The 15,671-nt window shown below is 68.3% G+C and carries 9 protein-coding genes; 4 read left to right on the forward strand and 5 right to left on the reverse strand.

Annotation, left to right across the window (positions count from 1 at the left end; genetic code table 11):
• Nucleotides 1-256: 256 nt before the first annotated feature.
• The 4 genes from HH212_RS14910 (at nucleotide 257) to HH212_RS14925 (ending at nucleotide 9,655) form a co-directional block, all read left to right on the forward strand.
• Complete coding sequence (locus HH212_RS14910; RefSeq protein WP_170203192.1) at nucleotides 257-3,304, forward strand: TonB-dependent receptor; 3,048 nt, start codon at nucleotides 257-259, stop codon at nucleotides 3,302-3,304.
• A 248-nt stretch (nucleotides 3,305-3,552) separates the two neighbouring features.
• Nucleotides 3,553-5,148, forward strand: a complete 1,596-nt coding sequence (locus tag HH212_RS14915; RefSeq protein WP_170203193.1) for a ShlB/FhaC/HecB family hemolysin secretion/activation protein — start codon at nucleotides 3,553-3,555, stop codon at nucleotides 5,146-5,148.
• A 9-nt stretch (nucleotides 5,149-5,157) separates the two neighbouring features.
• Nucleotides 5,158-8,886 (forward strand): two-partner secretion domain-containing protein, encoded by a 3,729-nt coding sequence (locus HH212_RS14920; RefSeq protein ID WP_170203194.1) that lies wholly within the window; start codon nucleotides 5,158-5,160, stop codon nucleotides 8,884-8,886.
• Entirely contained in the window at nucleotides 8,852-9,655 is an 804-nt protein-coding gene (locus HH212_RS14925) for a FecR family protein (protein ID WP_170203195.1), read from the forward strand. The genes HH212_RS14920 and HH212_RS14925 overlap by 35 nt, the downstream gene beginning before the upstream one ends.
• A 275-nt stretch (nucleotides 9,656-9,930) precedes the next feature.
• Here the strand turns inward: HH212_RS14925 and HH212_RS14930 are convergent, their stop codons facing one another.
• The 5 genes from HH212_RS14930 to HH212_RS14950 all read right to left on the reverse strand — a co-directional run bounded on the left by HH212_RS14930 (nucleotide 9,931) and on the right by HH212_RS14950 (nucleotide 15,612).
• The gene (locus HH212_RS14930) at nucleotides 9,931-11,760 is read right to left on the reverse strand and encodes a PhoH family protein (RefSeq protein ID WP_170203196.1); all 1,830 of its coding nucleotides are present in this window, start codon (nucleotides 11,758-11,760) and stop codon (nucleotides 9,931-9,933) included.
• 230 nt (nucleotides 11,761-11,990) lie between these two features.
• Nucleotides 11,991-12,440 carry a peroxiredoxin gene (locus HH212_RS14935; protein WP_170205457.1) on the reverse strand — a complete coding sequence of 150 codons (450 nt, stop codon included), beginning with the start codon at nucleotides 12,438-12,440 and terminating at the stop codon, nucleotides 11,991-11,993.
• Nucleotides 12,441-12,543: 103 nt separating this feature from the next.
• Nucleotides 12,544-13,512, reverse strand: coding sequence for a polysaccharide deacetylase family protein (locus HH212_RS14940; RefSeq protein ID WP_229217291.1), 969 nt, complete (start codon nucleotides 13,510-13,512; stop codon nucleotides 12,544-12,546).
• A 3-nt stretch (nucleotides 13,513-13,515) separates the two neighbouring features.
• Nucleotides 13,516-14,556 (reverse strand): bifunctional UDP-4-keto-pentose/UDP-xylose synthase, encoded by a 1,041-nt coding sequence (locus HH212_RS14945; protein ID WP_170203197.1) that lies wholly within the window; start codon nucleotides 14,554-14,556, stop codon nucleotides 13,516-13,518.
• 114 nt (nucleotides 14,557-14,670) lie between these two features.
• Entirely contained in the window at nucleotides 14,671-15,612 is a 942-nt protein-coding gene (locus tag HH212_RS14950; RefSeq protein ID WP_170203198.1) for a formyltransferase, read from the reverse strand.
• Nucleotides 15,613-15,671 lie beyond the last annotated feature (59 nt).

Here is a 15,671-nt window from a genome sequence, read left to right on the forward strand (position 1 = left end):
TCAGGTCATTTGTTCTTAATCTTTCATAAATTTCTTTGAGCAATGGATAACGAAAAGTTATGCCGCCCTGCAGCGAGCCGGCCCGCGACAGCCCTGTCGTGAGAAGCCGGTGCAGGGCGGACAGTCCCGCAAGACGACAAGAACACGGCGCGCCATGGCGTAGCCTGGCACGGGACAGGTGAGTTGCAGTAACCACCGCGGACGCCGCACCTTCAATCGAGCGCGGCGCCATTTCAGAGACGAGAGAGGAGACACCATGTCGTACAACAACCGGACCCGACCTACCCATTCCCTATCCACGCGCCATCGCCTGATCAGCCTGGCCGTGGCCGGCGCCTGCGCGGCGCTGGCGATGCCCGGCCACGCCCAGGAAGCCGGCGCCGCGCCGTCCGACACCGCCATCGGCGCGCCGGCCGCCACCACGCCGGACAACGCCGGCGCCGCCAACCCGAACGCGCCGGCGACCGTCCTGGTGACCGGCATCCGCGCCAGCATGCAGTCGACGCTGAACCTCAAGCGCAACGCCGACGGCATCGTCGACGGCATCGTGGCCGACGACATCGGCAAGTTCCCGGATACCAACCTGGCCGAGTCGCTGCAGCGCATTTCCGGCGTGTCGATCGACCGCAACCGCGGCGAGGGCGCCAACGTCACCGTGCGCGGTGTCGGTCCCGACCTCAACATGGTGCTGCTCAACGGCCGCCAGATGCCGACCGCCAACCTGGGCGACCAGGCCGGCCGCGCCTTCGACTTCAGCAACCTGGCCTCCGAGTCGGTGTCGCAGATCCAGGTGTACAAGAGCGCACGCGCCGACACCCCGCCGGGCGGCATCGGCGCCACCATCAACATCATGACCGCGCGTCCGCTCGACCTGGGCAACCAGGCCAGCATCGGCGCCAAGGCGGTGTACGACAGGTCGAACAACAACCTGCCGAGCGAAGACAAGGCCAAGCGTTCCTATACGCCGGAAATCTCGGGCATCTACAGCAACGTGTTCGGCAACGGCATGTTCGGCATCGCCGCCAGCGGCAGCTACCAGGAACGCAACCTGGGCGTGAACCAGGCCGCCATCACCAACGGCTGGCTGGGACCGTTCCGCATCGGCGATACCGGCAGCGGCGCCATTCCGCAGCCGGGCACGCCGGGCTACCGTACCGTCACCAATCCGCCCTCGGGCAGCGACATCTACCTGACGCCGCAGAATGCCTCCTACTTCATGCGCGGCTCGCAGCGCCAGCGGACCAACGGCCAATTGACGCTGCAGTTCCGGCCCAACAAGGACTGGACCAGCACCCTCGACTACACCTATTCGCAGAACAAGATCCAGACCAAGTACCACGAACTGTCGGTCTGGTTCAACCACGACACCACGATCCAGTCGAGCACCTTCGGCAAGGGCCCGGTGGCCACGCCGCTGTACTACGAGGAGCGCGTGGTCAACCAGGACATCGCCATGAACGGCGGCGACTTCGCCACCAAGTCGACCAACGGCTCCATCGGCTTCAACACGCAGTGGAAGGCCACCCCCGACCTGCGCCTGACCTTCGACGCGCACCACTCGACCGCGGAAGCCAAGGCCGACAGCCCGTTCGGTTCGAACAACGACCTGGCCACGGTCAGCTTCAGCCGCGGCACCACCGGCATCGATTTCTCGCACGAGATGCCGGTGCTGTCGATCCAGGGCGCCGACTACGTGCGCGCGCCCAACCAGGTCAGCGGTTCCTGGTTCCAGGACGGCCTCAACAAGATGGTCATCGACCAGGCCCAGGCCAGCGGCAGCCTGAAGCTGATGGAATCCTCGAACCTGAACTTCGGCCTGGCGCATACCAAGGTCGACAACCACTCGAAATTCCAGCAGGTGCAGCGCGATTCCTGGTCCGGCACCGCCACCAGTCCGACCAGCTACGACCAGAGCCTGTGGCGCCTTGACACCCTGAGCCAGTACTTCAGCAAGCTGGATGGCTCGGGCGACCCGCGCCTGTTCAACCAACTCCACCTGTTCGACTTTTCCAAGGTGCGCGACGCCGCCATCGCCGTCACCGGCGACCGCGCCGGCTACACCCCGAGCCTGAACGATCCGAGCTTCGACCGCACCACGGTCGAAAAGACCAAGTCGCTGTACCTGCAGTTCAACACCGACTGGGATACCGCGATGCCGATGCACACCGGCGTCGGCTTCCGCTACGAAAAGACCGACGTCACCTCGACCGGCCTGGCCAAGGCGCCGACCCAGCTGAACTGGATCTCGCAGAACGAATACCCGCTGGTATTCGGCTCGACCACCTACCAGACCCTGCGCGGCAAGTACAGCAACTTCCTGCCGACGCTGGACTGGGACATGGACGTGCGCCCGGACCTGAAGCTGCGCGCCAGCTACGGCGTGTCGATCGGCCGTCCGCGCTTCGACCAGATCGAGGGCGGCACCAGCATCGGCACCACGGCCTCGGTGCGCGGCGTGACGGGCAACCGCGGCAACCCGGCGCTGGAACCGGTCAAGTCGAAGAACCTGGATCTCTCGGCCGAGTGGTACTACAGCAAGCAGAGCATGGTCTCGCTCGGCCTGTTCCACAAGGACCTGGAAAACTACGCTGGCCAGCAGGTAGTCAACGAACCGTCGAGCACCGCCACCACGCCGGTCGGCGGCAAGTACTGGAACGCGGCGATCGCGGCCGGCTGCGTGGCCACCGACACCAACTGCATGCGCAACTACATCCTGCGCACCTTCAACGGCCAGCCGGGCGTGACCCTGACCGGGACCAATTCGGCCGGCAACGCCACCGGCACCATCAGCGGCGTGGCCGGCGACCCGGCGCTGCCCTACCTCCTGACCACCTACGTCAACGAGAAAAAGGCGATGCTCAAGGGCGCCGAGCTCAACGTCCAGCACATGTTCGGCAACAGCGGCTTCGGCGTGCAGGCCAACTACACCTGGGTGAAATCGGACCTGGCGTTCGACAACATGGGCACCGGCAACCAGTTCGCGCTGGTCGGCCTGTCCGATTCGGCCAACCTGGTCGGCATCTACGAAGACAGCAAGTGGTCGGTGCGCGCGGCCTACAACTGGCGCGACGAGTTCCTGCTGTCGCCGACCAACAATGGCTTGCCGAACCCGGTGTATGTCGAACCCTACGGCCAGGTCGACCTGAGCGTGGGTTTCAACGTCAACAAGAACCTGAGCCTGTCGTTCGAAGCCATCAACCTCACCGACGCCACCCAGCGCACGCATGGGCGCACCAAGGAGCAGGTGCTGACGGTGACGACCGGCGGACCGCGCTACATGCTGGGAGCGCGCTACAAGTTCTGATTGCAGGCGTAACGAAGGAGCGGCGGCGCGTGGTCGTATCACGCGCCGCTTTTTCGTTTGCCACGACGTTTGTATCGGATGCGCAACGCATCCTCTATCCCATCCGCGGCCGGCAGGGGAAAATGAGCGTTTTATTGCAAATTTTCCCTCAGGAAACTTCCAACCTGATTAGACTGCCGTGAAAGCCGCGCCAGCGCGCCGCCGGCAGCGCGGCATGCACCTGCCCGCCGGGCCAGAACACGAGACCAATGCACAGCCCATACATCAAACGACGCCTCGTCCGCCTGATCGCCGCCGCGCTGCTGGCCGGCGCCGCCGGTGGCGCTGCCGCCCAGGCCGGCGACACGCTCCGCTTCGACATCAGGCGTTTCGACATCCAGGGCAACACGCTGCTGCCGGCAGCCGAGGCGCAGGCCGCGGTAGCGCCGTTCGCCGGCCGCGGGCGCGACTTCGGCGACGTCCAGCGCGCGCTGGAAGCGCTGGAGGCGCAATACCACGCGCACGGCTACAACGTCGTCACCGTGCAGCTGCCGGAACAGGAACTGGGCGGCGGCGTGGTGCGGCTGAACGTGGTCCAGACCCGCATCCGCCAGGTCGAAGTCAGCGGCAACCGCCATTTTTCCGAATCGAACATCCGCGCCGCCCTGCCGGCGCTGCGCCCGGGGCAGACCCCCAACCTGCGCGAGGTGTCGGCCAACCTGCGCCTGGCGAACGAGAACCCGGCCAGGAAGGTGACGCTGAAACTGGCCGATGCGAACACGGAGAACGGCGACGAGGTCGACGCCAGGGTCGAGGTCGCCGACGAGCGCCCGTGGAAGGTGATGCTCAACGTCGACAACACCGGCACCGAAGCCACCGGCAAGACCCACGCCGGCGTGCTGCTGCAGCACGCCAACCTGTGGGGGCGCGACCATGTCGGCTCGCTGCAGTACGTCACCACCGCCGAACACCCGGACCGCGTGGCGGTGTGGGCCGCCGGCTACCACGTGCCGCTGTATGCATCCGGCGATGCGCTCGACCTGTACGCCAGCTATTCGAACGTGGATTCGGGCACCGTCAGCGCCGGCCTGTACAACCTGGCGGTGAGCGGCAAGGGCGCGGTCTATGGCGCGCGCTACAACCACGTGCTGGCCAAGCGCGGCAGCCTGGAAGGGCGCCTGGTGGTCGGCATCGACGTCAAGGCTTTCAAAAACAATGTCGTGTTCGGCGGCGAGAACTTCGGCAACGACGTTACCGTGCGCCCGCTCAGCATCGGCTACGTCGGCAGCATGGCGCTGCCCGGCGGCCAGTTCGATTTTTCCGCGGCGGCGCTGCAGAACCTCGCCGGCGGCAGCCGCGGCGGCGCGGCCGACATTGCCGCGGTGCGTACAAACGCCAAGCCGGCCTACACCATGCTGCGCCTGTCGGCCTCGGTGATCGGCGTGCTGGCCGGCGACTGGCAGGCACGCACGCTGCTCAACGCGCAGCTCACCGGCGACGCGCTGGTGCCGGGCGAGCAGTTCGGCGCCGGCGGCGCCACCTCGGTGCGCGGCTTCGGCGAGCGCGACCTGGCGACCGATTCCGGCGCCGTCGCCAACGTCGAGCTGTACACGCCCAACCTGTGCACGCGCGCGCTGTGGCAATGCCGCCTGCTGGGTTTCTACGACAGCGCCTACGGCGAGCGCCACCACGCGTTGCCGGGAGAATTGCGCCGCAGCGCCATCTCCAGCGTCGGCCTCGGCCTGCGCTTCGCCGCCGGCAGCAATGCGAGCGTGCAGCTCGACTACGGGCACGCCATCCACGTCGGCCAGGTGACGCCGACCAGCAAGAACAAGCTCCATGTCCGCGTGGGCCTGGCCTACTAGGAGGATCGAATGACGACCACGAATTCCAAGCCGGGCAAGCCCGGGCCTGCATCGGCGCGTGCGGCGCCGCGCCTGCGCCGCGGCGCGCTGCTGCTGGCCCTGGGCCTGGGCGCCGTCCAGCATGGCGCCCAGGGGGCGCCCACGCTGCCCCAGGTGGCGGCCGGCAAGGCCACCTTTTCGCGCGAGGGCAACGTGTTCTCGATCACGAACACGCCGGGCGCCATCATCAACTGGCAGAGCTTCGACATCGGCGCCGGCGAGATCACGCGCTTCATCCAGCAAAACGGCGACAGCGCGGTGCTGAACCGCGTGCTGGGCCAGGACCCGAGCAAGATCCTGGGCGCGCTGCAATCGAACGGCAAGGTTTTCCTGATCAACCCGAACGGCATCCTGTTCGGCCAGGGCGCGCGCGTCGACGTGAACGGCCTGGTGGCCTCGACGCTGAACCTCAGCGACGCCGATTTCCTGGCCGGCAGGAAGAACTTCCAGGCCGGCGCCGCGGCAGGCAGCGTGCGCAACGACGGCGCCATCGTCACGCCCAATGGCGGCAAGGTGTTCCTGGTCGCCCCCGACGTGACCAACAACGGCATCGTCAGCGCTCCCGGCGGTGAAGTCGTGCTGGCCGCCGGCCACAGCGTGCAGCTGGTCGATTCCAGCGACACCAACCTGCAGGTGGTGGTGTCGGCCCCGGCCGACCAGGCGCTCAACCTGGGCCGCATCGTGGCCGCGGGCGGACGCATCGGCATCTACGGCGCGCTGGTCAACCAGCGCGGCGTGGTGAATGCCGACAGCGCCGTGGTCGGGGAAAACGGCAAGGTCGTACTGAAGGCCAGCCGCGCCGCCACCCTGGATGCCGGCAGCGTCACCAGCGCGGTCGGCGCCGGGCAGGGGGGCGACGTGCGGATCCTCGGCGACGCGGTCGCGCTGGCCGGCGACGCGCGCGTGGACGCCAGCGGCCGCCAGGGCGGCGGCACGGTGCTGGTCGGCGGCGCCTACCAGGGCGGCAGCGACGCCGCCGGCAATGCGGTGCAGCGCGCCAGCCGCACCACGATGGACGCCGGCGCCAGCATCCGCGCCGACGCCCTCGACAGCGGCAACGGCGGCACCGTGGTGCTGTGGTCGGACGGCTCCACCGCGGCCCACGGCGCCATCTCGGCGCGCGCGGGCGGCGCCGGCGCACAAGCCGGCGCCGGCGGCCTGGTCGAGACCTCGGGCGATGCGCTCGACGTGAGCGGACTGCGGGTCGACGCCGGCGCCGCCGGCGGCAGGAACGGCAGCTGGCTGCTCGATCCCTACGACATCGAAGTGGTGGCCGGCGGCAGCGCCGGCACCGGCGACGTGCGCAGCGCCGCCGCCGGCCTTGGTACCGGCATCACGCGCATCGCGCCGGCCACGCTGGCGGCGGCCGGCGCCGCCGGCACCGACGTCGTGCTGCAGGCGCGCCACGACCTCACCGTCAGCGATGCGCTGGATGCGGCCGGCAGCGTGCACGCCCAGGCCGGCAACGACATCCGCGTCAACGCACAGGTGAGCAGCAGCGGCGGCGACCTCGATTTCCGCGCCGGCAACGCCTTCGTGCTGGGCGCTACGGGCGCGCTCAAGTCGTCCAACAATATCGACATCCGCGCCAACCAGGTCAGCCTGGGCGGCAGCATCGGCGCGGCGAGCGGCAATGCCCAGCTGCCGCTGCTGTCGCTCACCTCGACCGATACCAGCCGGGCGATCCGCGTCGGCAGCGCGGCGGACGCCGGCGCGCTGTGGCTGGACGCGGCCCGCCTGGGCGCGCTGAGCGGCGGCCTGTACGGCATCGCACTGGGCGACGACGCGCACGGCGGCGCGCTGACGATCGACGCTGCTCTGACGGCCTCGACCAGCCTGTTCCTGAACAATCGTGGCGCGATCTCGGTACTGGCGCCGGTCGACCTGGGCGCCGGCGCGGACAGCCGGCTGCTGGCCGTGGCCTACGGCGCCGACCCGATCCGCATCGGTGCGCCGGTCAAGGCGGCAACGTCGGTGCAGCTGCAGGCCGACCGCCTGGCGATCGAGGACGCGGTCAGCGTGAGCAAGGGCAGCGTGACCCTGCAGCCGTTCAATGCCGGCACCCACATCACGGTGGGCGGCAACGGCAACGCCGCCGGCTTCGCGCTCGGCCAGGCGGCGCTGAACAACATCCGCGCCGGCGAACTGACCATCGGCGGCCTGGAAGGCGCCAGTGGTGGGCTGGAAGTGGCCGGCGGGCTAGCGCTGAGCGGCGCCACCGCGCCCGCCAGGCTGACGCTCGATGCCGGCGCCGGCGAACTGGCGATCCGCTCGCCGCTGGTCGTCAACGGCGCCAACACCAGCGCCGGCGGCGGCGCTACCCAAGGGACGCTGGTCCTGAACTCGACCCGCTCCATCGTCGAGCGCGACACCGGCTTGATCAATGCCGGCGCCGTCGCCGTGCGCGCCGGCGCCGGCGACGTGGTGCTGGGCGGGCTGAACGCGATCGCCGTCTTCGCCGGCAGCGCCGGCACGCTGCAGCTGGTGAACGACAGCGCCATGCGCATCGGCAGCGTCGACGGCCTGGCCGGCGTCAACGCGTCGAAGGGCGTGCTGCTGACCGATAACCGCGGCGCCATCACGCTCGATGCAGGCGTCAGCGCCGGCACCGAGGCGACGCTGGCCGCCGCCGGCATTGCCGGCAACGGCATGCTGCGGGCGCCGAGCCTGACGCTGCGTTCCAGCGCCGGCATCGGCAGCGCCGCCGCACCGCTGCGCACCGCCACCGCCACGCTGTCCGCCTACAACCAGGCCGTCGGGACGGCGCCGATCGCCATCGCCAACCAGGGCGCGCTGGTGCTGCGCGGCGCGGTGCAGGACCAGCCCGCCGCCGGCGTCAACGGCGGCGCCATCGCCATCGACAGCGCCGGCGGCATCACGGTGCCGGCGTACGCGGCCGGCAGCGGCGGCGCCCAGGCCGTCGGCGACGTGCGCAGCGGCGGCGGCGACATCGGCCTGGCCGCGCACGGCCCGCTGACCATCCGCGGCCGGGTGAGCAGCGCCAGCGGCAACGTGCGCCTGCTGGCCGACAACGGCGGCCTGCTGACGGTGGCGGCCGGGGCCGGCGTGTCCGCCCCGGGCGGCAAGGTGACCGTGAGCGCCGGCGCCACCGACATCGCACCCGGCACCATCGTCGAGGCCGCGCCGCCGGTGCCGACACCGACACCGGACCCGGTACCGGTGCCGACGCCGACACCGACACCGACACCGACGCCTGATCCGGTGCCGACACCGACACCGACACCCACGCCGGACCCGGTGCCGACGCCAACCCCAGAGCCGACACCAACACCCACGCCGACGCCGGTGCCGACCCCGACACCGGCGCCGACGACGCCGGAACCGACGACGCCGACGACGCCGGAACCGACGACGCCGACGACGCCGACGACGCCCGTGTCGACCCTCCCGAGCGCTGCGTTCTGCAGCACCAATCCGGGCGATGCGACCTGCGCCATCTTCAGCGGCAACGGCGGCGGCCAGAACGCGCAAGGCGTGCCGCTGGCGCAGGCAGTGCAGGGCTCGGTCCACCTGCTCAACGTGGGCGCCGCCGCCGTCGCCCCCGGCGCGCCGGGGCGTGCGGCAGGATCGGAAGACGACAGCCGCCAGGGCGGAGCGGACAAGCGCGCCGCATCGGCGCCGGCGCAACAGAATGGAGCAGGAAATGACAAAGCAGCGCCCAAGAACTATTGCAATTGATGCGGCGGCGCCCGCCCGCGCGGCGCGGTTCGCCAGGGCGCTGCTGTGCGCCGGCGCGCTGCTGGCGGGAAGCGCAGCCTGGGCCGCGCCGGTGGGCGTGGTCGCGCACCTGAGCGGCCCGCTGCTGGACCGCAAGCCCGACGGCAGCGTCAAGGTGCTGGGTCCGAAGTCCGAGGTCGAGAGCGGCGACACGCTGGTCTCGGAAAAGAACACTTACGCCCAGATCCGTTTCGTGGACAACAGCGAGATCACGCTGCGTCCCGGCACCACCTTCCGCATCGAACATTTTTCCTACGATGCCGCCAAGCCGGAAGGCGACAGCGCGGCCTTCGGCCTGGTCAAGGGCGGCCTGCGCTCGATTACCGGCCTGCTTGGCAAGCGCAACAAGGAAAAGTTCATGCTCAAGACGCCGGGCGCGACCATCGGCATCCGCGGCACCACCTTCATCGCGCAGTGGATCGAGGCGCCCGCAGGGACGCCGTCCGCCGTGCCGGCGGGCGCGGCGCTGCCGGCCGAATCGGCACCGGGGCTGCACGTGTCGGTCAGCGACGGCGCCATCATGGTGAGCAACGGCGCCGGTGCGCTCGGCTTCCTGGCCGGGCAGGCCGGCTATGTGCCGAGCGCCACCGTCGCGCCGGTGCCGGCGCCGCCGGCAGCCGCGCCGGCGTTCGTGCCGCCGGCGTCGTTCGGCGCCAACCAGCCGATGGGTGCACAGGGCCAGGGTGCAGCGCCGCAGCAGGGTGCGGGCGCGGATTGCGTGGTGCGGTAAGCGCTTAAGGTGTTTTCCGTAATGCCTCGGATGACGCAGCCAATATGGTTTCAGTAAAGTCGGCTTGGGTCCCCGCCTGCGCGGGGACGACGAGCTATGGGTTAAAGCAGAGATAACGATTATCTTGGACAGCAGTACCTTCGCAAGCAGTCGTTCTCGGCAGTGCCGGAAACGACGAGTTGTCGGACGAAGCGCATAAAAAAAGCCTGTGCCCCTTTCGGAAGCACAGGCTTTTTGCCTTTCCGCGCCAGCCTTGCAGCCGACGCGAAAACCGCTTACAGCACCTCGCTGGCGTGGTCCGCCAGGCGCGAGCGTTCGCCGCGCGCCAGGGTCACGTGGCCGCTGTGGGCCCAGCCCTTGAAGCGGTCGACCACGTAGGTCAGGCCGCTCGAGCCTTCGGTGAGGTAGGGCGTGTCGATCTGGGCGATATTTCCCAGGCACAGGATCTTGGTGCCCGGACCGGCGCGCGTGACCAAGGTCTTCATCTGCTTCGGCGTCAGGTTCTGCGCTTCGTCGATGATCAGGAACTTGTTGACGAAAGTACGACCGCGCATGAAGTTCAGCGACTTGATCTTGATGCGCGAGCGGATCAGGTCCTGGGTGGCGGCGCGGCCCCAGTCGCCGGCGTCGCCGTCGGACTTCATCAGCACTTCCAGGTTGTCGTCGAAGGCGCCCATCCACGGCGACATCTTTTCCTCCTCGGTGCCGGGCAGGAAGCCGATGTCCTCGCCCACCGGCACCGTCACGCGGGTGACGATGATCTCGTTGTAGACCTTGGTTTCCAGCACCTGCGCCAGGCCGGCCGCCAGCGCCAGCAGGGTCTTGCCGGTGCCTGCCTGGCCCAGCAGGGTGACGAAGTCGACTTCCGGATTCATGAGCAGGTTCAGCGCGAAATTCTGCTCGCGGTTGCGCGCGGTGACGCCCCAGACATTGTTCTTGTTGTGGCTGTAGTCGCGCAGGGTCTGCAGCACCGCGGTCTTGCCGGTGATCTGTTTTATCTGGCCATAGAAAGGCGCCTCGCCATTCTTCGGCTCGTAGAACACGAACTGGTTCAGCAGCAGCGACGGCACCAGCGGGCCGGTGACGCGGTAATAGGTGGCCGAGTTGCCGCCCTTGATTTCCTGCCACGACTCCATGTCCTTGCCGTGCCTGGCCCAGAAATCGTCCGGCAGCTGCACGATGCCCGAGTGCAGCATGTCGGTGTCTTCGAGCACGTGGTCGTTGAAGTAATCCTCGGCGGCCAGGCCCAGCGCGCGCGCCTTGATGCGCATGTTGATGTCCTTCGACACCAGCACGATGGTGCGGCCCGAACGGTCGGCTTCCAGCGCGCGCACCACGCCCAGGATCTGGTTGTCGGCCTTGCCCGAGGGCAGGCCTTCCGGCAGCGCGGCGGCGTTCAGGCGCGTTTGGAAGTACAGGCGGCCCTTGGCATCCTTGTTGCCCAGCTTGGACAGCGGCAGGCCGGCCTCGATGGCGTCGTCGTCGGTGTTGGCGATCAGCGCGTCCAGCGTGCGCGACACCTGGCGCGCATTGCGCGCGACTTCCGACATGCCCTTCTTGTGGTTGTCGAGCTCTTCCAGCGTCATCATCGGCAGGTACACGTCGTGTTCCTCGAAGCGGAACAGCGAGCTCGGATCGTGCATCAGCACGTTGGTGTCGAGCACGAACACCTTGGCTTCGCCGGCGCGGTCGGCCTTGCGGCTGGCGGTCGACTTGACGCCCACCTCGACCGGCTTGTGCTTGGCCGGATGCGGCTCGCGCTGGTCGCGTGCTTCGGCGCCGCGCAACTGCGGGGCGGCCTGGTCCGTGCGCGTCTCGGCGCGGGCCGCGGCCGGCGCGGGGGCGGTCACCGCAGCGGCCACGCCGGCGGGCGCGGCTTGCGGCGCGGCGTCGCGCGCCGGTGCCTCGGCCAGCAGTGCGGCCTTCGACTTGCGGTTGCGCCCGCTCTTGGCGCTCTCCACGGCCGGGCCGCTGATCAGGTCTTCGACGGGGTCGTTCTCCGCCTTCGCGGTTGCGCGGACAGGCGATCGGCCGGGTTCGGCCTGGGGGTAATCCTTGGCCAGCAGGATGGTCGCTGGCTTGCTCGGTATTTTCGGTAGTGGCATCAGGTTCTCAATCTCGGATAAAAGGCGGATAAACGCACCATGCGGACGCACATGCGCCGCCGGGCTGGACAGATGCAACAGGGGAGACTGCGGGAACGCCGGCCGGGGTCCGGAAGGGAATCCATCCGGCGGGCTGATGGGAATGATGCGTTGACTTGAAACTGTGACTCAAAATAGGCGGGCCTATGGATGTCCGTCATGCATTGCGAACGGCGGTTGCCAACGGCGGCCTATGGCTGGGTCTTGAGGAATTCCAGCACCTCATCGACATGGTCGTTGACTTTCACGCTACGCCATTCTTTCACCAGTTTGCCGTCAGCGTCAATGACAAACGTACTGCGCTCGACCCCGCGCACTTTCTTGCCGTACATGTTCTTCATCTTCATGACACCGAACTGGTTACACACGGCTTCTTCCGGATCGGAAATCAGCTCGAACGGCAGGCCCAGCTTGGCCTTGAAGCTTTCGTGCGAGCGCAGCGAGTCGCGGCTGAGGCCGACCACTTGCGCGCCCAGCGCGGTGAACTGGTCCAGGTGGTCGCGGAAGGCCAGCGATTCCGTGGTGCAGCCGGGCGTATTGTCCTTCGGGTAGAAGTACAGCACGGTGTACTTGGCCGGCCGGCCCGCCAGCTCGAAGGTCTGGTTGCCGGTCATGGCGGCGCTGAAGTTGGCAAGCTGCATGCCGGCGGTGAGGGCGGGTGAAGCGGTTGGGCTGTCGGCCACGGAGGTCTCCTGTCTGGACCACGAATCGCCGCCGACGCCCCGGCGGCGGTGTTCGGGTGGTTTACCTGGTTGGTGATGCAAGCGTGTCGAGCACGATCAGCTGGCCCGACCGTCCCGGCAGGGTACCCCACTGCACCGGATATTCCGGCAGCGGCGTCCCCGCGATCTTTTCATGGTACTGCGCCATCGACGCCAGCCGGTAGCCTTGCGCTTTCCAACCCGTCAACAGCTGCTCGAATATGGGGGCGAGTTTTTGCCCTTCAAGCTCGGCGTGCAGGGTGTACACGTGATCGCGCCGGTTCCGCGCCGTCAGCGCCAGCAGGTGCGCGGCGATGTTGTCGTCGTCGATCACCGTGCCGTCGATCTCGCGGCCCAGCAGTTCGTCCAGCGTCGGCAGCGTGGTCGGCATCTGGATGCAGTCCAGGCCCTGGTAGCGGTAGGGGCCGGCGGCCGGGTCGCGCAGGGCGCCGTCCTCGCGCAGGCAGGCGCGCCCGTCCGAGGCGTAGCGATAGCCGACACTGTCGTGGCGGGCAAAGGCGTGGCCGTTCATCTGCCAGCCGGCGGCGCCGTGGGTATGCGGCGGCCGGCCGAACACCTGGGCGTAGCGCTGCTCGCTTTTCGCCATCATGCGCCCGGTCCAGGCGGCATCCTTGCCGCGCACCTTGTCCTGCCACAGCACGTGGTCCCAGGTGTGGATGCCGCATTCGAAGCCGGCGTCGCGCACCGCGCGCATCTCGGCCGCGGCCCTGGCGCCGATGTCCGGCCCCGGCAGCAGCACGCCGTACATCAGCGTCTTGATGCCGTAGTGCTCGACCACCGAGGTGCGCGACACCTTCTGGAAGAAGCCCGGACGCAGCGCGCGCCGCATCGCCCAGCCGGTGTGGTCCGGCCCGAGCGCGAACAGGAAGGTGGCGCCGGCCGCATGCCGGGTCAGCATGCGCACCAGGTTGGGCACGCCCTCGCGCGTGCCGCGGTAGGTGTCGACGTCGATCTTGAGCACCATCAGCGGCGCCGCGTTCGGGTCCTGCATCGGTCAGTCCACCAGCGCGCGCGCCGCCGGCACCTGGCCGCGGTAGGCGTCGAAGATGTGGCGCAGCGCGTCGGCCATGGTGGTGTCCGCGGACCAGTCCAGGTCGCGCATGGTGTTCTCGATCTTGGGCACGCGGTTCTGCACGTCCTGGTAGCCTTCGCCGTAGTACGCGCCCGAGCTGGTCTCGACGATCTGCACCTTCTGCGCGCCCTGCGCGTATTCCGGATATTCGGCCGCCAGCTTGAGCATCATGTCGGCCAGGTCGCGGATCGAGTAGTTATTGGTCGGGTTGCCGATGTTGTAGATCTGGCCGCTGGCCTTGCCGTCCTTGTTCTCGATGATCTTCATGAGCGCCGAGATGCCGTCGTCGATGTAGGTGAAGGCGCGCTTCTGGTGGCCGCCGTCGACCAGCTGGATGGTTTCGCCGCGCACGATGTGGCCGAAGAACTGGGTCAGCACGCGCGAGGAGCCTTCCTTCGGCGTGTGGATCGAGTCCAGGCCGGCGCCGATCCAGTTGAACGGGCGGAACAGCGTGAAGTTCAGGCCTTCCATGCCGTAGCCCCAGATCACGCGGTCCATCAGCTGCTTGGCGCAGGCGTAGATCCAGCGCGGCTTGTTGATCGGGCCGTACACCAGTTCCGACTGCTCCGGGTCGAACTCGGCGTCGCGGCTCATGCCGTACACCTCCGACGTCGACGGGAAGATCAGGTGCTTGCCGTACTTGGCGGCCGAGCGCACGATCGGCAGGTTGGCCTCGAAGTCCAGCTCGAACACGCGCAGCGGCTGCTTCACGTAGGTCGACGGCGTGGCGATCGCCACCAGCGGCAGGATCACGTCGCACTTCTTGACGTGGTACTCGACCCATTCCTTGTTGATCGTGATGTCGCCTTCGAAGAAGTGCATGCGTGGGTGGTCGAGCAGTTCCTTGATGCGGTCGCAGCTCATGTCCATGCCGTACACGTCCCAGTCGGTGGTTTCCAGGATGCGCTTGGAGAGGTGGTGGCCGATGAAGCCGTTGACGCCGAGGATGAGTACTTTCTTCATGGTGTTCCGTGATTGTCTTGTTGGGTGCCTGGGTTGGCGCGCGTGCCCGCGCGCCGAAAACGTTTATATTGTAGGTATTTACGCGCGCTCGTGGCGGCGCGCTCGGCGCTTATTTTATCCCTGCGCCGCCTGCAGTTGCGAGCGCAGTGCGGCCGCGGACACGCGCGCATCGTCCAGCAGCAAGCCGTGGATCGCCAGCACGCGGCCGTCGCCGCACACGCCGAGGATGGCGTCGTCCGCCACCGCCAGTCCCGGCGCCGCATCGGCCGGCAGGCCGGCCGGCGCGCGCGGCAGCAGGCGCGCGCGCTCGATCACGTAGCGGCGCGTGCCGGCGGCAGTCTCGACGTCGGTGAACGCGCCGGGGTAGGGCGGCGCCACCGCGCGGTGCAGGTTGTACACCTGCTGCGCCGGCAGGGTCCAGTCGATGCGGCCGTCTTCCGGCTTGCGCCCGCCGAAGTAGCCGCCGCGGGTCAGGTCGTTCGGGGTGCGCGGGGCGCTGCCGTCCAGCAGCGCCGGCAGCACGCCGTACAGCGCCAGCTCGGCCGCCACCGTCACCTTGCCGAACACCTCGAAGGCGGTGTCGTCGGGCAGGATCGGCACCGCCTGCTGGGCCACGATGGCGCCGGCGTCCGGCTTGATCGTCATCTCGTGCAGCGAGGCGCCGGCCTCGCCCGCGCCGTGCAGCACCGCCCAGTTGACCGGCGCGCGCCCGCGGAATTGCGGCAGCAGCGAACCGTGCATGTTGTAGGCCGGCGCCACGTCCAGGATCGCCTGCGGCAGCATGTGGCGGTAGTAGAAGCTGAACATCAGGTCGGGCTTGGCGGCTTTTACCCGTTCCAGCAGTTCGGGCGACTTGGGGTCGTCCGGCGTGATGAAGGGGATGCCTTCCAGTTCGCACAGTGACTGGACCGATTCGAACCAGATGTTTTCAAGAGCGCTGTCCTGGTGGGTGACGACCAGGGCGACGTCGACGCCGCCGGCCAGCAGGACTTTCAGGCAGCGTACGCCGACGTTGTGGTAGGCGAAGACGACTGCACGTTTGGAGGGTTGGGTCATGGTGTGATTAATGGAATAACGAATTCGGTGAGGCTGGTAGCGAACGATGGGGGCACGTA

The organism is Massilia forsythiae, assembly GCF_012849555.1.
In the GTDB taxonomy this organism is placed as follows: domain Bacteria; phylum Pseudomonadota; class Gammaproteobacteria; order Burkholderiales; family Burkholderiaceae_D; genus Telluria; species Telluria forsythiae.